Origin of the sequence: Wolbachia endosymbiont of Folsomia candida, from assembly GCF_001931755.2 — a bacterium.
Taxonomy (GTDB): Bacteria; Pseudomonadota; Alphaproteobacteria; order Rickettsiales; family Anaplasmataceae; genus Wolbachia.
In genome coordinates this window covers 602,439-625,925 of record NZ_CP015510.2, presented here as the reverse complement: position 1 = coordinate 625,925, position 23,487 = coordinate 602,439, and the positions used below count along the sequence as shown (strand labels likewise).

Annotated in this window: 21 protein-coding genes; 6 read left to right on the top strand and 15 right to left on the bottom strand. The window is 33.9% G+C overall.

The genetic code is table 11. The features are described 5' to 3' along the window. The first annotated feature begins 167 nt into the window (after positions 1-167). On the top strand, positions 168-776 hold the full coding sequence (locus tag ASM33_RS02805) for a cell cycle transcriptional regulator TrcR (RefSeq protein ID WP_110410606.1): 609 nt from the start codon (positions 168-170) through the stop codon (positions 774-776). A 63-nt stretch (positions 777-839) separates the two neighbouring features. Here ASM33_RS02805 and ASM33_RS02800 read toward each other — a convergent pair whose 3' ends face one another. The 6 genes from ASM33_RS02800 to ASM33_RS02775 form a co-directional block, all read right to left on the bottom strand. Further along, positions 840-1,088, bottom strand: a complete 249-nt coding sequence (locus tag ASM33_RS02800; RefSeq protein WP_110410448.1) for a hypothetical protein — start codon at positions 1,086-1,088, stop codon at positions 840-842. Positions 1,089-1,207: 119 nt separating this feature from the next. Further along, positions 1,208-1,981, bottom strand: a complete 774-nt coding sequence (locus ASM33_RS02795; protein WP_110410449.1) for a CDP-alcohol phosphatidyltransferase family protein — start codon at positions 1,979-1,981, stop codon at positions 1,208-1,210. Then, entirely contained in the window at positions 1,978-2,670 is a 693-nt protein-coding gene (locus ASM33_RS02790) for a phosphatidylserine decarboxylase (protein ID WP_110410450.1), read from the bottom strand. The genes ASM33_RS02795 and ASM33_RS02790 overlap by 4 nt, the downstream gene beginning before the upstream one ends. An 86-nt stretch (positions 2,671-2,756) precedes the next feature. After that, the gene (gene recA, locus ASM33_RS02785; RefSeq protein ID WP_110410451.1) at positions 2,757-3,827 is read right to left on the bottom strand and encodes a recombinase RecA; all 1,071 of its coding nucleotides are present in this window, start codon (positions 3,825-3,827) and stop codon (positions 2,757-2,759) included. Positions 3,828-4,097: 270 nt separating this feature from the next. After that, positions 4,098-4,676 (bottom strand): outer membrane beta-barrel protein, encoded by a 579-nt coding sequence (locus tag ASM33_RS02780; protein WP_157956365.1) that lies wholly within the window; start codon positions 4,674-4,676, stop codon positions 4,098-4,100. A gap of 116 nt (positions 4,677-4,792) precedes the next feature. After that, a complete protein-coding gene (locus tag ASM33_RS02775) occupies positions 4,793-5,416 on the bottom strand; it encodes a hypothetical protein (RefSeq protein WP_110410453.1) in 624 nt (207 codons plus the stop codon). 436 nt (positions 5,417-5,852) lie between these two features. On the opposite strand from ASM33_RS02775, the gene ASM33_RS02770 reads away from it, so the two are divergent. Together ASM33_RS02770 and ASM33_RS02765 are read left to right on the top strand one after the other, a co-directional pair. Continuing rightward, positions 5,853-6,638, top strand: a complete 786-nt coding sequence (locus ASM33_RS02770) for a hypothetical protein (protein ID WP_110410454.1) — start codon at positions 5,853-5,855, stop codon at positions 6,636-6,638. Between the two features lie 65 nt (positions 6,639-6,703). Then, positions 6,704-7,363: a VirB8/TrbF family protein gene (locus ASM33_RS02765; protein ID WP_110410455.1), complete on the top strand. Its 660-nt coding sequence runs from the start codon at positions 6,704-6,706 to the stop codon at positions 7,361-7,363. 216 nt (positions 7,364-7,579) lie between these two features. Here ASM33_RS02765 and ASM33_RS02760 read toward each other — a convergent pair whose 3' ends face one another. The 5 genes from ASM33_RS02760 to ASM33_RS02740 all read right to left on the bottom strand — a co-directional run bounded on the left by ASM33_RS02760 (position 7,580) and on the right by ASM33_RS02740 (position 14,911). Further along, complete coding sequence (locus ASM33_RS02760; protein ID WP_110410456.1) at positions 7,580-10,870, bottom strand: ankyrin repeat domain-containing protein; 3,291 nt, start codon at positions 10,868-10,870, stop codon at positions 7,580-7,582. 183 nt (positions 10,871-11,053) lie between these two features. Beyond that, positions 11,054-11,569, bottom strand: a complete 516-nt coding sequence (locus tag ASM33_RS02755; RefSeq protein WP_110410457.1) for an RDD family protein — start codon at positions 11,567-11,569, stop codon at positions 11,054-11,056. 142 nt (positions 11,570-11,711) lie between these two features. Next, positions 11,712-14,084 carry a phenylalanine--tRNA ligase subunit beta gene (gene pheT, locus ASM33_RS02750; RefSeq protein WP_110410458.1) on the bottom strand — a complete coding sequence of 791 codons (2,373 nt, stop codon included), beginning with the start codon at positions 14,082-14,084 and terminating at the stop codon, positions 11,712-11,714. Between the two features lie 113 nt (positions 14,085-14,197). Beyond that, positions 14,198-14,491, bottom strand: coding sequence for a hypothetical protein (locus ASM33_RS02745; protein ID WP_110410459.1), 294 nt, complete (start codon positions 14,489-14,491; stop codon positions 14,198-14,200). Between the two features lie 66 nt (positions 14,492-14,557). Then, on the bottom strand, positions 14,558-14,911 hold the full coding sequence (locus tag ASM33_RS02740) for a hypothetical protein (RefSeq protein WP_110410460.1): 354 nt from the start codon (positions 14,909-14,911) through the stop codon (positions 14,558-14,560). A 183-nt stretch (positions 14,912-15,094) separates the two neighbouring features. Between ASM33_RS02740 and ASM33_RS02735 the strand changes: the two genes are divergently transcribed. Together ASM33_RS02735 and ASM33_RS02730 are read left to right on the top strand one after the other, a co-directional pair. Next, a complete protein-coding gene (locus ASM33_RS02735) occupies positions 15,095-15,496 on the top strand; it encodes a hypothetical protein (protein WP_110409715.1) in 402 nt (133 codons plus the stop codon). Beyond that, positions 15,490-16,218, top strand: coding sequence for an IS4 family transposase (locus tag ASM33_RS02730; RefSeq protein ID WP_110409534.1), 729 nt, complete (start codon positions 15,490-15,492; stop codon positions 16,216-16,218). The genes ASM33_RS02735 and ASM33_RS02730 overlap by 7 nt, the downstream gene beginning before the upstream one ends. A 127-nt stretch (positions 16,219-16,345) precedes the next feature. On the opposite strand, the gene cgtA is transcribed toward ASM33_RS02730, so the two are convergent. The 4 genes from cgtA to ASM33_RS02710 form a co-directional block, all read right to left on the bottom strand. After that, a complete protein-coding gene (gene cgtA, locus ASM33_RS02725; RefSeq protein WP_110410461.1) occupies positions 16,346-17,368 on the bottom strand; it encodes an Obg family GTPase CgtA in 1,023 nt (340 codons plus the stop codon). Then, positions 17,356-18,633, bottom strand: coding sequence for a phosphopyruvate hydratase (gene eno, locus ASM33_RS02720; protein WP_410543251.1), 1,278 nt, complete (start codon positions 18,631-18,633; stop codon positions 17,356-17,358). The genes cgtA and eno overlap by 13 nt, the downstream gene beginning before the upstream one ends. A 713-nt stretch (positions 18,634-19,346) precedes the next feature. Next, complete coding sequence (gene tsaB, locus ASM33_RS02715; protein ID WP_110410463.1) at positions 19,347-19,973, bottom strand: tRNA (adenosine(37)-N6)-threonylcarbamoyltransferase complex dimerization subunit type 1 TsaB; 627 nt, start codon at positions 19,971-19,973, stop codon at positions 19,347-19,349. Continuing rightward, positions 19,973-21,106: a cation:dicarboxylate symporter family transporter gene (locus tag ASM33_RS02710; RefSeq protein WP_110410464.1), complete on the bottom strand. Its 1,134-nt coding sequence runs from the start codon at positions 21,104-21,106 to the stop codon at positions 19,973-19,975. The genes tsaB and ASM33_RS02710 overlap by 1 nt, the downstream gene beginning before the upstream one ends. 160 nt (positions 21,107-21,266) lie before the next feature. On the opposite strand from ASM33_RS02710, the gene ASM33_RS02705 reads away from it, so the two are divergent. Beyond that, entirely contained in the window at positions 21,267-23,372 is a 2,106-nt protein-coding gene (locus tag ASM33_RS02705) for a glycine zipper 2TM domain-containing protein (RefSeq protein ID WP_110410465.1), read from the top strand. The last annotated feature ends 115 nt before the right edge of the window (positions 23,373-23,487 follow it).

Genomic DNA, 23,487 nt, shown 5'->3' with positions numbered 1-23,487 from the left:
GAAAAAGTTATACAACAAAGATTTAGGGCCTCTATTGAAAATATACTATAGAACTTCTAAAAGTATATGATGCAATTTAGAAAATCACTAACGTGATAAAATTAATGCTTTTTTAACTTTAATGACTTATATTCTAAAGCCTGTGTACAAGTAACGGATATTTTATGATGTGGGATGCCTCTTTGATGTCGACAGAATTTTCTAAAGGTAATAATGATAGAAACAAGCAGTTTCTTATACAAATTGCTGCTTGGCTTGTAGATAATACAGGATTAACTTTTGACCAAATAGCCAAGTGTTGCGAATTAACACTTAAAGACGTACAAGATATAGCTGATGAAGAAATAGACGTTGAAAAATATAACCCTATTATGTCTGGAGTAGTGACCCAGAAAGAACTTGATGATGCTGAAAAAAATCCAAATCAAGTGCCAAACTTGATTATGAAAAATATAAAAAAAAGAAGTAAAGTAATCGGTAATGCTTTTGGTTTTGCATCAGCAGCAAGACGTAGAGACAAACCTGATGCGATTTATTATTTAGTAAAAAAATTCCCTATTTTGGATAACAGTGTTATCGCTAAATTGATTAGCACCACAAATTGCACAGTGGAGCAAGTAAGAAACGGATCTCACCATAATATGCAAAACATAAAATCTCAAGATCCTGTCCTGCTTGGTCTATGCAGCCAAGAAAATTTAGAGGCAGAAGTGGAAAAAGCAAAAGTGGAAGAAGAAAAGCAAGAGAGATTAAAAAATATAAAAGACAACTTTTAGACCTTTTCGCCCAAGCTGTTGATTCTTCATTCTTATGAACTCTTACAGTTCAATTTCTCTTGATTATAAAATATCCGTTCCATCATAAGAATACCCTTCCCCCTTATTGCTATCATTACACCCATAAACACATTGAGAATATTTCACCATGAATTCGTTTAATTCCTCTACGCACTTGTTTATGCATCCTGCATTATTACTGTTACCAGTACCAGTATTAACATTGTTATTATTAATGTTAGTATTAGTATTGTTATTCTCAATATCTATATTAATGCTAGCATGTGCTTTTTGAGTGATGGTACTTTTCATGACTATTTCTCCTATAAATATTTATTTTAGCATAAAATAGTAAAATAATTAACAATATATCCACTTTACAATAACAACTGCTTATTTTTAAAATTGTTTAGTTTCTATAGCCAAATTAACTAGTAATTTTTATACGAAAAGTACATATACAATCCAACACTTATTGGAATAGTAAGCATATATATTATTCCTAAAATTGGTAGTGTCATCCATGGTTTACTGATGAAAAGTATTATGAATACTCCAAAAAACGACACAAATATGTAGGATAGATTTTTAGGAATATAAATATATTTTGCAGAGAAAGTTGGAATGTGACTTACAGAAAAAAATGAAACAGCCAGGAAGTAGAAAGCTATATTTCTTATATTGAAAAATTGCTCCACAAGCAATAAATATTCACTTTCCTGAGATTGAATGGTCACAATGATTGGCAACAAAGAGAGTAATGCACATACTGGCGCTGGAACACCAGAAAAGAAAAACTTTTTCCAGTTGTCTAATTGCTCCGATTGTAGTGATACATTAAACCTTGCAAGTCTTATTGATATACAGATTACGTATATCATTACTAAGATCCAGCCTATAACTTGAATTTCATTTAACTTCCAAAAATATAAAAGAAATGCAGGTGCTGCACCAAAATTTAAAAAATCTGCAAAAGAATCAAGCTGCGCTCCAAAATCACTAGTTGATTTTAAAATTCTGGCTATTCTACCATCCATTCCATCTATTATTGCTGCAATAATGATAAAAATTACTGATTGTTCCCACTGTTCATTAAATGTAAATTTGAGTGAGGTAAGCCCTGAGCATAAGCCCAATAAAGTTACAAAATTCGGAAATAATTTAGCGACAGGTAGAAATCTACTGTTGCTGCTGTCGCTGTTCATATAATATCAAAAGTTAGCTTCTCTTCAGCACCTTCCTTATTTAAGCTTGCTATAATTGTTTCACCACCGACAACTGTTTGCCCTTCTGAAACTCTAACTTCTATACCGCTTGGAATATAAACATTAACTCTACTACCAAACCTTATAATACCAAATCTCTCACCAGTTTTAACATTCTGAGGCACTTTCAAATTACAAACAATACGCCTCGCAATTAATCCAGCTATTTGCTCTACAATAATTTCTTTTCCTTCTTGATATTCAATAACAATAACTTGCTTTTCATTTTCATTACTAGACCTATTGCTCATTGCAGATACAAACTTGCCCTTTTTATAATTCATTTCCTTTATTGTGCCAGATATTGGTATACGGTTTACATGCACGTTCAGAACGCTTAAAAATATGCTTACAAGTGTGAATTTCTTCTCTTCTTTATTTTCACCTGATAATGGATAGCTAACTTCTTCAATTTTAGAAATCACACCATCACCTGGGCTAACTACAAGATCTTTATTACTTGGCACGGCCCTTGCAGGATCACGAAAGAAATAAGTGCAGAGTAATGTTGGAAACAAGCACGTAACACCAAATCCCCAAGATATAGAGAATCCTATGCACGTTACTACAAAGGAAATAATTATAAACAAATAACCTTCCTTGTTTATATTAGGTAAATTAAAACACATAACATTATTGATAATAATCTATTCTTATCAACTTATCATTTATAGCTTCTCATGAAAAGCTTTTTTTAAAAATACGTAGCAGCAAATCAGAACACAGATTCTTCTAAAATCTGCTGACTGTCCTCATCAATTACAATAGAATTATCAGCGTTTCTTAACAAGTCTCTGATTTTCACCTCTATCTCATTTGCAACGTCTTTGTTTGTTTTTAAGTAAATCTTTACATTTTCTCTTCCTTGTCCAAGACGTGTATTATTATAAGAATAATAAGCACCTGCCTTTTCAAGCACACCAAGCTTCGCTCCCATATCTATTATTTCTCCAAGTTTTGATATACCTTCATTATATATTATATCAAATTTTGCTTCTCGAAATGGGGGTGCAACTTTGTTTTTCACAACCTTAACTCTTGTTTCGTTTCCTGTAATATTTTCTTTATCTTTTATAGCGCCAATTTTTCTTATATCAAGCCTTATAGAAGCATAAAACTTTAATGCGTTTCCACCTGTTGTTGTTTCTGGATTTCCATAAACCACCCCTATTTTCATACGAATTTGATTTATAAAGATCAATGTACAATTTGTTTTAGAAACAATCGAAGTTAATTTTCTTAAACCATGACTAAGTAGTCTTGCTTGCAGACCCATGTGTTGGTCACCCATATCACCTTCAATTTCAGCTCTTGGTGTTAAAGCTGCAACAGAGTCAACAATTATAACGTCAACTGCGCTTGAGCAAACCAGTCGTTCAACTATCTGCAATGCTTCCTCTCCACTGTTTGGTTGCGAAATCATTAGATGTGAATCTTTAACGTTAACTCCAAGTTTACTGGCATATAGTAAATCCAGTGCATGCTCTGCATCAATAAATGCACATACTCCGCCACTTTTTTGTGCCTCAGCCATCGCATGTAAGGCAAGAGTAGTCTTACCAGAACTTTCAGGACCAAATATTTCGATTATACGCCCTTTAGGTAGACCACCACCAAGCGCTATATCAAGAGCAATAGATCCAGTAGAGATTCTTGGTACCTCTTGTATAGGGTTTTGATCTGCCCACATTATTGATCCTGTACCAAATAGTTTATTTATATGACTGATTGTATTATCTAGCGCTTTTTGCTTATCATTATTTTTTTCTTCTGAGTTGCTTGCCATGAATCACTTATGAATTTGTATAATGATTTATATTAACTAGAAGTAAACAATCTGCCAAGGCTTTTATAGTATCTATCTATTATTCTTAATAAAATTTATTAAATTTTTTATCAGTATGCACTATTAATTAGATAATACTTAACATAGTTTTCAGAAACATGATATTCAACATATAAGATCCAATATCTATTATCTTAAGTCACGAATCTAAATGAACAGTGTTCTATTAGATTGTACTAAATGAAAAAGCTTGAGTTTTACTGCATAGTATTAAAAACTATACTTTACTCCTATTTCTAATCCATGTGAAATTTTGCCCTCTGATCTGGATTTAAGAAGTTCTTTACTAAACCTTTGCCCTCCAATCAGGCGATAGCCGCCAGAAATAGTTATTTCTGAGGTTATTGGATATTCCACACCAATTTTTATCTGGTGCGCTAAAAAGAAACAAAAAGAACCTTCTGGGTTACATTCATCTATTTTATTTATACCAACACCCATACCAACCCCAAAATATGGAGTAAGATCTATATTCTCGATCTTATAGGTACAACGTAACCCTGCAAGTAAATTAACAATATAACTGTCCTCTTTAGGACTACCAAACATAACTTCAAGCTCAGCTTTAGCGTTTTCTGTATAGTTATAACCGCCAACAAGGCTACCTCTAAAGCTATCTCTTAAAGTTTCATCATTACAACATAGTGCACCTGTGGTACTAATATTAGCACCTATATAGAAAATTTTTTCCGAATTAGTGAAATCATTTTCTAAATCAGCCGCAAGACATTGCTGTATTAAAGAATTAGAAAGTAATATAGCAAAAGTGAACAATTTTTTTATCTTCACACCATTTTCCACATAACATATATACCGCAATCAGTATATATGATATTAAAAACAATGCAATCAAGAAGCTAAATTATATAAAAACTCGCTATAGTGCTTAATTTTTAATGCTCGCATTAAAAATTATAACGTATTCCTAGTTCTATTCCTGTGCCTGGATTTAATTTTATTAGACTATGCACTGAACCACCAACGTTAATGCCAACTGCACCAACTATCTGTGGGGTGAATTCATAATCAACACCAACCTTCAGTTTGTAGAAAAAATAACCAAGTACCTTGTCTATCATAGATGTACCATCAGCTACAGTTTCACCAGCATACACAACTGGAACTGTAACTTTAGCTGGCTCTTCCTTTGTCGCTGTTGTCCCACCATCACCTGTTACGCTTGTACTTGACACTCCACCTTTTGTGTAACCTGCTCCAAGTCCAGCACTAACATACAGAGTAACAGGATCGATTTTAAAGTCAGGATAATAACGGTAGTTTCCTAAGAAACCAATTGTAAAATGTTTTAATGATTCAACATCACCATTAATCTCAAGTTCTAACTTAGAGCTTTTTTCATAATGATAGCCAATAAGAACATTAGGACGATAACTCAAGCTGCCACCAGAGCGGAAAGAATATTGACCACCAAAGTTCAAACCTGCATAGTATTTATTTTCTAAATCAATTGCACCTGCTAAAGATGAAGTGAGCAATGCAGCTAAAGTAAACAATCTTTTTACTTTCATATAATTCTCCATATAAAAAATATATATAATGTATAAATATACATATTTTATATTAAAAATAATATAATGATGGAGTTAAATTATATGAAAATTTACTATCGAGCTTAAAACCTGTTATATTAAGATTAAAAATTATAACTTACTTTTACTTCTAAACCATATGAAGTGATTTCATTTTTTGGATCAATTAGCATGTCTTTATCAAGCAAGTTCCCTACAATAAAACGATAGACTACAGAAGCAAATTAACAGTTTTAGCTCTCCTAAAAATTTTGAAAGAGGTATAACACCTTACGTTTTTTCTTGCTTAGTTAAGCGTTCTTACATCTGCTGGTTTGTGAAAGAAATTCATCATAAAAAGAAATTTATGGAATATAATACTTTTAACATAAATTTATGATAAAATCTTATTAATTTAATATTTAAAGTATATAACTTGAATGATGATGATTCTTCATTAACTGTATGGCAGTCGATAGAAATTCTGACAAGAGCCATACTAAGTATGCAAAAAGAATTGGGTGCGAATCAGAAAATAACTTTAAAAAAAGGAGCTGAGCTACTACCTAATAGCATTTATGAAGCAAAACTTAAGCTAAATAATGAAATCAGTATAGCTACATTACCAATAATTGGTTACCGTATGTTGAATGACGAGTTGGTTATACGCAATCATATCACAGAGGAAGAAGTAAAAATCCCTAGAGATTTTCACTACCTTAAAGTTGTGAAATTTGGTTATGATAATTATAAATTAATGTTTTGTAACTCCTTAGGTAGTGAATTTTTTGAATATAAAAAATATGACCCTCTATATTCTAGCATTTCAGATGAATATAAATTTGTAAATTTAAATAGTATAAAGAAAATTTTCAACCCAAACATCCGTGAATATGTCAGTCATGCACCTTCATTTTTAATTGCAGAGGGAGATATTGAACCTGGATCTCAAAATTACGCAGCTGATTTATTTGAATTGGCCAATGGCAGTAAGGGTAGGAAGGTGGGAACACTTGTTGATGAGTTTGGTTATTTTGATCATGAGGATCGCTTAAACTATTGTAATTATCATAGTAGTGCAGAAAGTAATATTTATGGGCAAGAAGAATTCAAAGTGAAAAAAATAAATATGGATATGAGCGAAAGCGACAAATTTTACCTTGTTGCAAAGCCTGATAGTGTTCTAGATCTTCACCCTATAAGTAATTTAGACATATTTTAAAGTTTTTAGGGTGTCTAATCATATTATTGTTATAATGATGCAGTCGAGCTTTGTAGTGTCGTATTATGGAAGATAAATTGTTTGAATCAGTAAAAAACAAAAGCTATTTCAACAAATCAGTTGAATGGTATTGCAATAGGTATTTATTTTGTGTGGCAGAAAGGTCTTGGATTGCACTAATAGGGTCATTTCTTCTGATATGCTTATGTTTATTGCTGCTTAATATATACCTGTTATTTCCTATTAAAAAAGATTTAAATTTTGTTAAGTATATGGATCACACAGAAGATGAATTTTCTGTAATGCATAAGCTTAGTACTACTCACAAGGAGGATGAGTATGATTCAATAGCAAGTTACTTAGTGGGCAAATATGTTGAAATATACGAGTCGAATAAAATTGTTGAATCAGAGTACCAAATAAATTTCATAAAAAACAATTCCATACATAAAATCTATCAAAGTTTTCAAGATAGAATAAATAACGAAGCTAATTCATCTCAAAAGAAAATTGCCAATATAAATGTAGTAAAATTATTTATTGACCGATCAACCAAGGACTTGATGACATTTGCTGGAAATGCTACTGTAGTTTTCAAAATTGAGCAAAATAAGAAGATGAAAGATCAGGTTGTTGAAATCAGCTTTACTTTACCGAATATACAGGCAACTCTGAGTGGCATAATACCATTTAAATTTATCGTTAACGACTATAAATTAAGGTAGTTTTATAAAGCCAGCGTGATTTATAGTTATTCTTAATGAATTAATTACTGAGAAATTGTCCTTTATTTGATTCATCACTTCGCAGCAGAATGTCTAATTTTGTACCCATTCAGAAGAATGATAAAAACTCATCTCTGAATGGATACAATGTCCTACACTAACCTAAAGAACGATCAAAGAAAATAAGCAGAGCAACTATAATCACAATAATAAAAGTCATTTCTGTAACCCAGTTTTATTATTATGAACCAACACATCATCAAGACGAGAACTAGGACCATATTTCTCCTCCGCCTCCCGTAGAGTTCTTTCAGCTCTATCCAAATTATTCAGCCCCATTGATTGTTCAATTGGGGACAAAAGGTTCTCATGTAATGGAAGTTTTTGTGAACCGGTTGCAAGAATACCCAATAACAGTGTGTTATTTACTAGAGTAGTGTTTATTTCCGGCGTGGCTGCAATAGTATGATTGTTATGCTCTCCAGAAGTAAGTAGAGCTGGAGACTCTGTGGATGATATTAAGCCTTTAACCCAATTAACACCACTGTTCATCCATGAATTATTCGATACTTCACGACGACTACGTCTTCCGCACCTATAAGATGAAAGAAATTCAACGACTTTTGGATTGCCTCCTGCAATGTCTAAAGGTGTTTTATCGTTCCCATCTTTAGCCATTACATCAGCACCTTTCTCTACAAGGTATTTAACTTTATCTAAGTTACCGTATAAACGACAATTTATAGAACCATTTACAGAACAGCTCATACCACCATGCATAACAGCATAATGCAAAGGTGTACGACCTGTTTTACTTTTAGCATTAATATCAGCTCCATTTTCTACAAGGTATTTAACTACACGAATGTGTCCGTGAATAACAGCCTCATGCAAAGGTGTATAATCTCCTCCATTTCTAACGGTAGTATCAAAACCCTCATATAAATAAGGCGCATAACCTCTTTCACTCCTAACATTAATATCAGTACCTTCCTGTATAAGACATCTCACCCTCTCTAACTTTCCATGCTTAGCAGCTGAATGTAAAGACGTATTATCATGCTCATCACATGTGACTCGTGGCTCCTCTGTAACTTGTTGTCCTTCTGTAACTCGCTGTATTTCGGTAATTTGTGGCACTTCTGTAACCTGCTGTCCTTTCTCCGCGAGGTGTTCAACTATATCTAAATGACAGTCTTGATCAGCTATTTGCAGAGGAGTCTTGCCTTCACTATCAGTAATTTTTGAATCAGCACCATTTTCTATAAGATACTTGACTATACTTAAGTTACCATTCTTAGCGGCCAAATGAAGAGGAGTTTTACCTTTACTATCAGTCATTTTTAAATCAGCACCATTTTTCATAAGATACTTGACTATACTTAAGTTACCATTCTTAGCAGCCAAATGAAGAGGAGTTTTGTCTTCACCATCTTTAAGATTAACATTAGCTCCTGCATTTATAAGATATTTTACTACCTCTAAATCATTTTTATTAACAGCAACGTGCAATGGCGTTCCAACCCAGCGATTAATATTAATCTGAGCTCCTTTTTCTATAAGATATTTTACCAAATCTAAATTACCACTTCCAGCAGCTACATGAAGAGAAGTTATGCCATTGCCTTGTCTAATATCGACATGCATTCCCTTACTTTCTACAATACACCTAACTAAATCTAAACTGCCTTTTTCTACAGCTTTATGTAAAATAAAATATCCAGCCGAATCTTGAACAAGAAGATTAGCCCCTTTATCTACAAGAAATATTGCAATATCAAATTTCTCTTCTTCTATAGCTGTTTGTAGTAATGTCTTTCTATTCACCCAAGCATTAACACCAACATTTTTTTCTTCCACAAGGTATTTTACTAAATCTAGATCCCCTTTTTTAATAGCTAGGAGTAAAGTTTGAGAACCACCTTGCCTGGAATCAGCACCCTTTTCTATGAGGTACTTTGCCATATCTAAATTACCATTCATGGCAGCATTGTATAGAGGAGTAGTTCTACTATAACCTCCTTCAACGTTAACATAAGCTCCTTTTCCTACAAGGTACTTTACTACATCAAGCTCACCTTTCAAAACAGCTCTATGCAAAGGACTATAGCGATTACTGTCATTCACATTCACATCAGCCCCTTTTTCTACAAGGTATTCAACTATATCCAAGTAACCTCCCTTAGCAGCTAAGTGCAAAAGCGTATCACCTCTACTATTTTTAGCATTAATATCAGCGCCGTTCTCTGCAAAATACTTTATCATATTCAAATCACCTTGCTCAGCACCTGAGTGCACAGATGCGTTGCTATACCTTTCTGCTATGGGCATTTCTGTAGTTGGTGGAATTTCTATTGTAACATTTTGCACTTTTGCAATGGGCGGAACTTCCGCTGTAGCATTTTGTCCTTTTGCAATTGGCGGCACTTCTGCTGTAGCATTTTGTCCTTTTGCGATTGTCGGGACTTCTGCTGTAGCATTTTGTCCTTTTGCAATTGTCGGGACTTCTGCTGTAACATTTTGCACTCTAGTGACTGGTGGAATTTGTGTTGTAGCATTTTGCCTTTCTGTAACTTGAGGCATTGCTGTTGTAATATTTTGTCCTTTTGCAACTGGCAGAACTTCTATTGTAGCATTTTGCCCTTTTGCAACTGGCGGCACTTCTATTGTAACATTTTGCACTTTCGCAATTGGCGGAACTTCTATCGTAGCATTTTGTCCTTTTGCAACGAGTGGCATTTCTGTTGTAACATTTTGCACTCTAGTAAGTGGTGGAATTTGTGTTGTAGCATTTTGCCTTTCTGTAACATGAGGCATTGCTGTTGTAACATTTTGCACTCTAGTAAGTGGTGGAATTTGTGTTGTAGCATTTTGCCTTTCTGTAACGTGAGGCATTGCTGTTGTAGCATTTTGTCCTTTCGAGACTTGTGGAATTTCTGTTGTAATATTTTGTCTTTCTGTAAGTTGCTTTTCGCTTGGTTTTTTAAGCTGATATATAATATCGCCTGTATCAGTTATGACCATTTCGTGTCCTTTCGGAACTTGTTCTTCATTCCATTCCCAAAACCCAGGTTGTCTTGTCAAATCTACAATATCACCTACACCACGAAAAGGATCTAAAGCATCCAAAGTCTCTAAAATCCTATCTAAAATCTTCCATACTAAATCCTTGCTCTCATTTTGGTGTGCCAACTCATGCAACCGAGAAGCTCCTTCTTCGACTAGCAGCTCTTCTAGCACCTCTTTATTCTCCTCCGTATTTAGTCGCTGTATCAATCTGCGTAACCAATGATATCCCTCCTTAAACCCCTTCCCTAAACCTCTCCTTGAACGACGCAGTTCCACTGCATTATCTTCACTTGTACTGATAATATCATTTATTAATCTTCTCGCTTCTACTCGATCAATTTCATTGCCAAGATTTCTTTGCTTTAAAATCTTTAACAGCTGAATAACATTATCTCTTGTAGCTCCATTATTAGTTAATTGTTGCTCATTCACACCCATTTGACCCTCCTCAAATGTAATTAATAAATTACCGTCACCATGAAGCTAAATGGCTATAAAAAATCACTCACACACCAAAACTTGGCCCTACTTGTAACACATGTATTTTTAGTGTCAACGATCTTTTTAAATGAATTTGGCATGAATGAGAAATTCAACTGAAGAGGGATTAAGAGCAAATAATTAGCTTGAAGGCTTATAGTTTATTGCCACAGTTCCTGCAATTTTGTCGTGAAAAAACTGCTTACGTCGGTCAAGCATTGCAGAGATAAAGATTAGTATTATGACCATAATACTTAAGATTGATAGAGACTGAAACCACCATTCAGAAGCATACTTAACAGGAAATCTGCTCGTAATGAATATGGATGAGCGAATCGCTTCAAACGAAACATACCTAATTATCGCTTGTACTAGAGTAACATTTTTAAGTGTATTTGCGTCTTTTATACGGATAAGGCACAGAAATTGCCCTGGGGTGTAATTCAATCTCCTTATCATGAATACTTCAAATACCACAGATATCAAAAAAAATAAACAAACGTAAATGCATATGATTAATAATTCAGATTTAACATGGTCAAAAGTCATTTTTATAAAACAAAAAAAGATCAAAAGAATTCCCCTGATAATAAAATGGTCAATAACATATGCTATAGCGCGCCTAGTTATTCCTACATAATTTACTTTAATATCCATTGCATGCTCCAAATCATTATGTAATATACTAGCAGGCAATTAAATAATAGTAAATTGTGGGCTTAGATTTTTTTAAACGAATTTAGTATGAATTAGAAATTCAATCGAAGGAGGAATTAAGTGCATAAGAATTGAGACATATTCAGCTTTCCCTCAAAACGCCTCCGGTATTTTCACAAACTGAATTAACTATACTACTTGATTCTTTTTGAATCTCTTCTTCATTTAAAGTATGAGATATGGAGCAGAAAGTAACTGATAATGCTATAGAAATTTTATCAGGTTCTATATTATTTCCACGATATACATCAAACACTAACACCTCTCTGATAAGCTCTGAGCTTTTTTGTACAATATCAATTATTCTGCCTATTTCTACATCCTCACTTACAATAAATGCAAAGTCGCGTTTTACACTTTGGTACTTATAATCAATAAATTTCTTTTTACTAGTAGGTAGGTTTTTAATATTTTCTAATATGACATCAAATCCTACAACTTTTTGTTTGATACCAAAAAAATCCAATATATTTGGGTGCAGTTCTCCGAAATAACCTACTATCTTATTCTTAAAAGAGAAGGTTCCAGACTTCCCTGGGTGATAATACTCTTTCTCTGCTCTTTTTATCGACAAATTATCACAATCGATGTTAAAAAATTCCAAAGCTTCCATAAAGTCAGCTTTTGCATCAAAAACGTCTACTTTCCTGTCAATGTTATAATGATTTCGTGGTAGATTATTTCCTGATCTTATTCCGCTTAAAACATATTTAGGCTGATTTAAAATATCTTCACTATCGTAAACAGGTCCAATTTCAAAGAGTGCAAGATCAGGTGTACCATGAGCGATATTATCAGCAGCAACTTGCAATAAATTTGGCATAATACTTGGCCTCATTATATTGAAATTGTTGTTAAACGGGTTTTGAATGGTGAATAATTTATCTGAGTACCCAAACTTTTCAGCTACTGATTCGCTCATAAACGACCAGGTTAACACTTCATGAAACCCTCTGCTTGTCATCAAAGTGCACAAATCATCATGCGCATTGGTTTCTACCTTAACGTTATCTATTAGTGGTTCTTCTTTTATTTTATCATAGCCATATATCCTTGCTACTTCTTCAATTAAATCAACAGGTATGGTAACATCTGGCCTCCAACTTGGAACTTGTACGTTCCAGTTACTTTCACTCTTTCTATCAACGCTAAATCCCAATTTAGTTAGAATGTTGAATACCTCATCAGGTGATGCGGATATACTCCCGAATTTGTGCGTATCGAGGTAGTTGAAATTAATAGACCTGCTGGTGTCATTCCAGTGTGTGACACTGGGATCTAGAGCTGACACTATACTTGAAGCTTCACCACCACATAAGCCCAAAATCATTTGAGTTGCAAGATTTAGCCCGTCTAAAGTGAAGCCAGGATCAACTGAACGTGCAAACCTGTAACTGGATTCTGTGGAAATGCCGAGCTGCCTTGAAGACTTAGCAATAGAGATAGGATTAAACCAAGCAGACTCTAAGAAAATGTTAGTAGTTTCAAGAGTACATTCACTGTACTGTCCGCCTATAATACCAGCAATTCCATGGACGTTTTTATCATCTGCGATAATGCTTATATCAGTATTCAGTAAATATTCCTTACCATTTAAAGCGGTGAACTTTTCTCCGCTTTTTGCTTTGCGCACTATAAGTTTTCCCTCTATTTTATCTCCATCGTATGCATGCATAGGGCGACCAAAAGATATCATAATGTAATTAGTGATATCAACTACTGCAGAAATAGAGCGCATTCCTATTGATTCCAATTTTTCTTTTAACCATTTTGGACTCTCTTGATTTTTTACACCTGCAATGTATATGCCACTAATAAAGCTCTCACTATCAGTAACTTCAACGTTTATTGGTGAATCAAATATATGGATTCCAGCGTCACGCGCTGGAATGACATCAAGCTGGATTAATGTCCCAATTCCAGTTGCAGCAAGATCGCGAGCGATTCCATAAACACTCAAACAATCTCCACGATTTGGAGTAACGTTTACATCAATCACAGGATCACAATTGAAGAATTTATCTCCCACTTTGTAATCACCGGAAAGCTCCATTATACCTTCGCTCTCTCCTTTAGTTAACCCAAGTTCGGATGCAGAGCAAAGCATTCCTTCGCTTAATATGCCACGTATTTTTGTTGGCTTAATTGTGAAATCACTTTCCGGTAATGTGCTACCGAGGGATGCAAGCACTGTTTTCATACCACTTCTAACGTTGTTTGCTCCACAGACTATTTGCAGAGTTTTACTTCCGTCATTTACTTTACATAATTTTAATTTATCAGCGTTTGGATGTGCTGTAACCTCTAATACTTCCGCAACAACAAATCCACTTAACTTTGTGTTATCAATAATATCTTCTACTTCTAAACCTATATGAGTTAATTTATCTGTAATTTCTTCTAAGCTTGCATTGGTTTCTAGATGCTCTAACAACCAAGATAGTGTAAATTTCATGAATTTTGAAATGATACCAAAGAAATTATTTTAGTGTAAAATCTTGCAATTTTAAAGCTTATTATAAAAGCAGCTCCTACATTATAAGCAATAATATAGAAGCTTTTTTGTTTTTATGCTTTTTTGAGAGAAAGAATGTGTTCTATATCGCCTTCTAAGTTTACTTCCACACCATATTTGACACTAAGTTTGTGATCATCAAGATGCAAAGCTTCAACCTGTCCATTAATAACTAAACTTCCTATCATATGATAATTTTTATCTAGTATTTCACCTGTTGCTTTATACTCACAAGTATTTGGATTAAAAGAGTCCCCTGTAACCATGAGATGCCCATTACCAAAGTTAAATATTGCATGATCAAAGCTTGAAGACTGATCAACGTTAATAAAGTCTATTTCATTCATAATGTACCTCACATTAAATTAACAACTAATTAAATTATAGTTAAAATAACATGCAAAGTCAAATAATTAGGAAACTTTAGAAAGATGAGATAATACCATAGTGTATACCTTTTTTGATTCAAATAGGTTGCTTTCTTTACTTTTTTCATACTGATAAAACTGATCCTTGTGGTCTACATGACCTTTAAACATTTCAAGGGATTTCGTGTCCTTATTGAAAACCGTGCATTCAACATTGCAGCAAGAGTTTAAATAATCTAATCCTATACAAGTTTCTTTAAATTCAATTATATAATCATTTAATGGAAAATTATTTTTGTATTCTACTTGTGAATGATTATGATTAACAATACTTGCTTCATTAAAGTCTAAGCCTTGCGAGTCATATCTATCGTTATCAGCAAAATGCACTTCACCCATGAGTCCCCCTATGAAAAATAAAATATATCTTACCATAATAGTTATTTTACATAAAGTCAATAGAATTTTTAACAACAGTGAAGATTGTATATAGCCAAAAGCCGTGTCATCCCAGTGCGTGACACACAACTGTACGAACGTCTAATTTAGCGATAAGATAGGAAAAAAATTAGGGTGTGAAGTGTGTTTTATTACAAAGAAATAATATCAAAATTGCCGAAAGCAGTGTTAGATGAAATAGGCAAAGCGGTTGGCGTTGATTACAAAGTGGGCAAACTTACGGGAGAAAATATATTTAATTTACTGCTGTACAGCATATTGGAGAAAAACGAGCTGAGCTTGCGGACTATCGAGGAAAATTATCGTCGGATGTTTTGCCTGAATACGCGCCATTCATCGGTGGCAAGCCGCTTAAAAACGATACCAATTAAGTACTTCGAAAGAATTTTTTCGTTCGTTTTACAAAGTTTTTGTAACCAAAAAGACCAAGAAAAGCTATTAATTATAGATTCCACAACCCTGCAGTTATCGAGCAAATTACTGCAATCTGCATACCATGGCGTGGTGGTGCAAAGAATATGGTAAAGTGCACCGTTGCCACTGACGGCAGGTTTGCAAAGTTGCTGAACTTGTATACTCAAGCCAAGGGCTCCTCTGACAGCACATCGTTCCGGGAAATGATTTTAAATCACGGTCAAGAGTCGATTTGCATATTTGATCGAGGACTGCAAAAACGTGCAACTTTCGAGGAGTTTATAGATAAAGGCATACATTTTATCACACGTGGCAACGATAATATTCGTTATCAAATTGTGCGTATCCACGGAAAAGTTGCAGGCATGCAGACTGGAACGCTTGAGCTAATGGAAGATGTAGTAGTCAGGCTGGGGCAAAAAGGTTCAAGATTTTTGTCGTTTGAAATCAGGCTAATTAAAGCGCAAAATCGACAGAATGGCGAAGTTCTCACATTTTTGACTAATATTTATGAAATGTCTGCTGAAGAAGTCTGCGCTCTTTACAAAAGGCGCTGGTCAATAGAAGTTTTCTTCAAATTTATCAAGCAGGAGCTCAACACGAAGCATTTTCTTGGACATAGCAAAAACACAATTTTGGTCACACTATACATGATTCTTATTGCTTCGGTTTTATTAACAGAATACAGAAAACGCAGCGAAATCAAGAGTTATAAGTTTGCAAGGAGAGCTTTTATGAATGAACTCAGGCTTGAAATCCTAAAACCTGTCATTGAATATTGTGGTGGAAACCCAGAAAAAGTCTACGATTATTACCTTTTTCACTTTCCATAACAAACGTTCGTACACTTGTGTGCGTGACACTGGGATCCAGGAATTTTCTTAGAACTGGATCCTATGATCAAGTCATAGGATGACAGAAAAAATGGTAAACCTTATTTATATTAGCTATATCTAATATTTATATCTTAAAAGGATCATACACTTCACTTTCTTTTGGTTTGTTTTTTTGCAATTTAGTGTTTAGCAATCTTAAAATGCTCTGTAAATCATCGTCGATTGATAAACACAGCACCTCTTTACCAAGATGCTTAGTTAGGTGATTCCTTTTTTCAAACACTTCCTGCTCTGCAAGTAAGTCACATTTATTTAATACTACAATTTCTTCTTTTTGAGCAAGTTCGCTATTAAAAAGCTCCAATTCATTATGCGTACAATTATAAGCCGAAATAACGTCATCATGAGTTGCATCAATTAAATGAAGTAAAATTTTACACCTTTCTATATGCTTCAAGAATTTATGCCCAAGCCCAACTCCAAGGTGGGCATCAGTGATTATTCCAGGAATATCTGCTATCACGACTTCGCTATCGTCAACTGTTGCCACACCTAAGTGAGGTCTTAATGTAGTAAATGGATAATCACCTACTTTTGTATCTGCGTTTGAACAACGGGTCAAAAATTTTGATTTACCTGCATTTGGCATACCAACAATTCCAACATCAGATAAAACTTTTAGCTTTAATAAAACGGATTTCTCTTCACCAGGCTTACCATGAGTAAAATGCCTCGGAGCTTTGTTAATGGAAGATTTAAAATTAGTATTTCCAAGTCCACCTTTTCCCCCTTCTGCTATTAAAAATTCCATGTCAGGTTTGTCAAGATCTACTATGACATCTTCACTCTCTTCATCGATTATTTGTGTGCCAACTGGAACTTTAAGTATAACATCTTTGCCTGCCATGCCAGATCTATCCCTACCTGCACCATTTTTTCCACTATCTGCCTTAATATGTCTTCTATAACGAAAATTAAGCAAAGTGTTGAGGTTGGCATCGCTGATAAAAATTATGTCTCCACCACTTCCACCGTTACCACCATTTGGGCCACCAAATTCAACAAATTTTTCTCGACGAAAACTTGCGCAGCCATCGCCACCATCACCGGCTTTTAAATACAACCTTACTTCGTCTATGAACCCCATGCTAACCCATGATAATATCGAGAATTTTTTCCCAGCATACCTTCTATTCTCATTAATTCATTATATTTCGCTAGCCTGTCAGAACGTGATAGGGAGCCAGTTTTTATTTGCCCACAATTTGATGCAACTGCTATGTGAGATATTGTAGTGTCTTCTGTTTCGCCTGAGCGATGGGAAACAACAGCTTTGTATCCATTTGATTTTGCCATCTCAATTGCACTGAAAGTTTCTGTTAGCGTTCCTATCTGGTTTGGCTTTATAAGCACAGCATTTGCTATTTTTTGTTCTATGCCTTTACTTATCAGCTCACAATTTGTAACAAATAAATCATCTCCAACTAATTGGATTTTATTCCCAAGCTTTTCAGTAATTAATTTCCAACCGTCATAATCATCTTCACCCATCGCATCTTCTATGGAAATTATTGGATATTTCTCCACTAAATTACTATAAAATTCCACTAATTTTTCTGCAGTTAATTCTCTATTTTCAAATTTGTAAATTTTATCTTCATAAAAAGTAGATGAAGCAACATCAAGTGCCAGTGCAAAGTGATTTTTTGTGGAATAACCTGCAGATTCTATAGCTTGCATTATCAAATCAAGCGCCTCTTCAGTTTTTTCAAGATTTGGTGCAAAACCTCCTTCATCCCCTACATTTGTACTATAGCCTTTCTTTTTGAGGATATTACGCAAATTATGAAACACCTCTGCAGACATTCTAATTGCATCACTAAAAGTTCCAGCTCCAACAGGAAGAATCATAAATTCCTGACAGTCAAGTTTATTGTCTGCATGCACTCCACCATTAATTATGTTAATGAGCGGTACAGGCAAAATACTCGCCTGAGTTCCACCTAAATATCTGTAGAGTGGCATGTTAAAGCTATTGGCAGCAGCTTTTGCAGCAGCAAGTGACACTCCCAAAGTCGCATTTGCTCCAAGTTTAGATTTATTTTTTGTTCCGTCCAGTTCAATTAACGCTTCATCAATTGCACTTTGGTCTGCTGCATCCATTCCAATGATTTCATCTGCTATTACGGTATTTACTGCTTGAACAGCCTTGAGCACTCCCTTCCCACAATATCTTTTCTCATCTTTGTCTCTCAGTTCCAAAGCTTCGAGTTTACCAGTTGAAGCTCCAGATGGAACAGATGCTCTGCCTATTGATCCGTCACACAGTCCAACTTCTACCTCAACAGTTGGGTAGCCCCTGCTGTCTAAAATTTCTCTTGCAAATACGTTGCTAATTATTTTTTTCATTATAGTTACATAATATCGAAAAAATTGGCACTACTCACAAAAAAGACTGAGAGTCAGCAACCACAATGAATATAACAAATTTCTAGAAAAAAGAGGAAGTATTTTTCATTAGACTTTTTTCTAAACTCTGTCATCCGAATAGCACGATACACAACTGCACGAACATCCCGTAAAGCGATAATACAGGCATTAAATATCAACTAAGGGTGTCATCCCAGTGCTCAGACACTGGGATCCAGTAAATTTATTTATTATATATGAAAAACTATTATGCTTATATAACTGCAAGTGAGCGTAATGGATGCTGATATAGCATCAAATTTAATTAAGCGAATTTGGAAAATTGATTTAATTGAAGAAGAAAACCAAGATTGGAAAGATTTATATGATAAAATTATTAAATAAGAAAACTGGATTCCAGTGTCATAGCACTGGAATGACATCACGGTTATACGCATTAAACTAGAAGTTCGTACAGTTGTGTAGCACGATACTGGGATCCAAGAAAAAAGTATAGATTCCGGTGTCACGCTACTTGCATGAAACCTTGCCTTACTGGACGTTCGTATATAGACCTATAAAAAACGCTTGCAGGTTTTTTATTATTGTACATAATGTTTTCCATCAGGCATAACTATCTCCTATTTCATACTAGTATGGGGTAGGAGTTTTTTCCAGAATGACCATTGTACGCTTATCACTTACTTTGGAAAGCACTACAATGATTTCATATATTGAGGTTCACTTAAATATAAAGGTTCTGCATCATTTAAGTTTTGCTTATTTTTGAGCCTATAACGTACCAATAACCCAGCATGACTTGCATTTAATTTAGGTTGAATCCCGGTGTCATCCGAGTAGCTGACACTGGGATCCAGGTATGTGATACAATCACTGTGACTCAGCTCATTTTCATCAATCATTTCTGGTCCTGATAATTGCAACAAACTGCAATCAAATAACTGCGTATAAGACCCTTGCGTATTTTTTATTATAGATCTGATGTTTTTCTTGTTATTTGCATGAAGTAAAGATATTGCATATGCTTGAATTTCCAGTGCACTCACTCCATATAATGGCTTATTTGTAGCAAGGCTGATACCTTTTGCAGATGACACACCAACTCTAATTCCAGTAAAACTTCCTGGCCCAACCACTACTGCTAAATGGTCTATTTTATCGTAGTTATAAGTATGCTTATTGAACAAAGTATCCAAAATTTGGAAAAATGACTCTGCGTGATTGTTGCTGGCAGAATTATGCCCTATAAAACAATTACCATCATATTCAATTATTGCTATAGAACTACCAGCACCTACAGTATCAATTGCTAAAATAGACATCACTTAAGCTTATTATAGAGCTTTGTAAACATCATAGTAAATGCACCGTTACCCATAACATTTGCCGAAGTGATTATTGGATCAAACACTATATATAATGCTGTAATTAATGAGAGCATTTCCGGAGAAAACATTAAATATTTTTCAAGAATAGGTAGCATTACCACAATTCCACCTGCTGGAACCGCAACGATAGCAAATTTAAATAGTAAAAAATAAATAAGAAACGTTACATAATCTGTCATGCCTAATGAGTAACCAGATGCGATTATCATTGATAATATTATAATAAAAAAGCAATCACCTACTAAGTGAAAACTAGCAGTGATTGGTATAACAGATGATGCAACATCATCTTGCTTTACATTTTTTTTGCTTCCCTCAAGTGTGAGTGGCATGGTAGCATTGCTAGACATTGTGCTCATTGCAGTAATGAATGCTGGCATCATATTGCCTATACTAGTTATCCAATTTTTGAGCCCAAATGAATTTGCTGCCCCATATAATAGGAAAACATAAAAATAAGCCACAGATGTTATAATAATAAAAATTATTGAGTAATTTTTAAATATTAAAGATAAGACCTCATCGTGCTGCATTTTTAAAGCAAGCCCAAGTACAAATATTGGAATAACCGGTGTCAAAAACACTTTCAAAACAAATAGGGTTAAATTCAACATTTTTTGTGAAAGCTCTTTACTTTTCTTAGGTAACAACAAAGAGGCAATAATGCTTGATATAAACCCGCAAGCAAGAGCATGAAAGTTAGAAAGTAGTGTAGGAAGTTCAAATGACCACAAAGGAGCTATAGCTTCTTTATGCTGCGATATACCCTGTATAGGGCCAGTATTCTTTATTATAAAATATCCAACAGAATAAGCTATGAGGCTTGAAGCTAGGTTTGATAAAAAAATTGTTATTACAAGTAATAATATAAACTTTACAGCTGATTGTTTTAGATTATTAACACTGCTGAAAATTAGAGTAAAAACAATAAAAGGCATTATAAACAACAAAACTTCTTTGATACTTAGGCTCGCTGAATATAAAAAAGTTTTTGCTTCTATAGGCACTAAATGACCGAAAAACGCAACTGAAATGATAACAGTAAGTAAAGTGAGTAGTTGTAGCATGTTATGATGAAATAATACTCTATAAATATAAATACAATAAGTGAAATATTAAGTAAAGAAAACTGTTTTGCTAAACATGAGTTTGATAAAAGTTGACAAGTGTTAAGATGTTAGGTAAAATTGCTATATATATTAATCATAATATTAAATAGGTAGGAAGATGAATTTTGATCAGTATCTCAATCTTACAAATCGCATTTTAGATTTAAGTAAATTAAATAATATAGACACAACTCAGTTAGTGAGATTTCTTCAAGGGAATATAGATGCTAGGCATCTTAAGTTAAAGGCAGGTGAAGCTCAAAAAGATCTGCTTCAACTTAAATATATCTTGGATGTTATAGCAGGAATACTAAACGGAGGAGGTTATGCAAGTGATTATATAAATTTTCGCAATATTTTATTAAAAGCAAATTCTGGAAGCAAAATTGTTGATAAGCAGGATATAGATAGTTTAAAAAAAATGGTTTTTTGGTTAGCTGCAAATGATACATACGGAGGGATAATTGTAAATATATTAAGACAATCTGATAAATATCCTTTTTTAATTAACTTGCAAGATGAGCAAGGACATACGTTATCTCATTTTTACAATCATATGCCTCGTATAAATGAAATTTTATTTGAGCATGGTTTTATTCCTAGAAAAAAACAAGAAGGTAATGAGTTACAGAATATTTTACAAGATAAGCAATCTGTTCATTTAGATCTAGCAGTTAAGAAAACAAATTTTATCACTAAAAATTTGATAAACTCTATAAAAGCCAATAAGAATGAATTAAAACAAGCAGCAGATTCTTATGAAAAACGTATACCTCTCCTGCTTAAACAATATCAGGATAATCCAGTAATGTTAAAATTACTAAGTATTAGTGAACAAGAAAAAAAGAGCGTAATGGAAGAAACGCTTAATGGTAAGTCTGTTCCAGGTGATAAGGAATTTATTACTGAAGTTGCTAAAAAAGCTACACAAGCATTAATAGAAAACTATCTCACAAAAGACCAAGATGGTAAATATTGTGGAGGATATACCGCAGATTCGCTACAATACGATTATAAAAGAGATGATGCAAAGGTTACAATACCAGAGTCTATAGGATATGTGAAATTACTTATTGATAGGCTCTCTATTCCATTAGAAGAAAGGAAAGAATTGCTGGTTACTCTTGCTGCACAAAATTCAGGCTTGGTAGAAGGAAAGTTGCATCTTATAAAATCTGAGCTCGAAAGTGATGATATTTTTGAAGAGCAAAAAGCTAGTGATATTTCTCCACGAAAAGTGAGTAGAACTAAATTTCACAATTTGATTCGCAGTATAGCTGATAGTAATAAAATAGATGGACTATTTAATCAGATTAGCGGCTTAAATATAGAAAGAATATGGAGAGAACAAAAAGAATTTGTTCTTATGAAACAAATATATGTAGCAAAAACAACATATGGTGGAAATGGTAGTGCTTGTGTTCAAGGTTCGTGGAGCCAAATTATCAATAGTGTAAGTGAAATTGATTCAGGGTTAATGGATCAATGTGCAAAGCATTTAGACAAAGAAATAGCACGGAAACAGGAGATGGCAAAACAAAAAGACTCTATTACAGAGGAAAATATTACAGTTTTTGTGGAAGATTTAGCTAGAAAATTAATTCAGTATGCTGAAGATAATCCAGAGTTAAAAGAAGCTTTACTTGACTTTTCAATGAACGTTGTAAATGTTGAGAAGCCTGAAGATATTACATATGAGCAACAAAAGATTCTCGCAAAGATTAATCAGGAATTTAGTCAAAACATAAAGAAATATTTACCTAATTACGGTAGGAATATACCAAAAATAGATGAGTACAAGATCATTATTGCTGCATTACCTGCAGTTCAAATAATGCAAAATTTTGGGCAAAAGTTTTTACGATCTCAAATGACAGAAGAGGAATTAAACCATACAGATGACTATGAAAGTGAAGGATTTCAACAAGAATTTTTAGTAGAAGAAGTATCCACAGAACCAGCGATTGAACAACCTCAAAAATTTAAAAGCAATAGAAAATATCATGTGGTTGGCGCTTTAGCTGGTATTGGTTTAGCATTAGGATTAGGGATGGCATATTATTTAGAAGCTACTTTAGTAGTATTTATTGGAGCTGCTGTGGTTGGTATTGTTGTTGGTGCTTTGCTTGGAGCTTTAGTGGATTATGGTGTGGGTAGATTACTTGATAGTCCTAAATGCGAAAGACAACAACAACCAAAGATGCAGCAACCTTGTATAAGTTAAACAAATAGCTCAAAATCTGTGCATCATATCATATAGGTGTGGTAATACAAGATTATGTACAAATTGAATGCAAATTTTTGAGTTCTTAAGGAATGTAAAAGTGATACATAGCAAA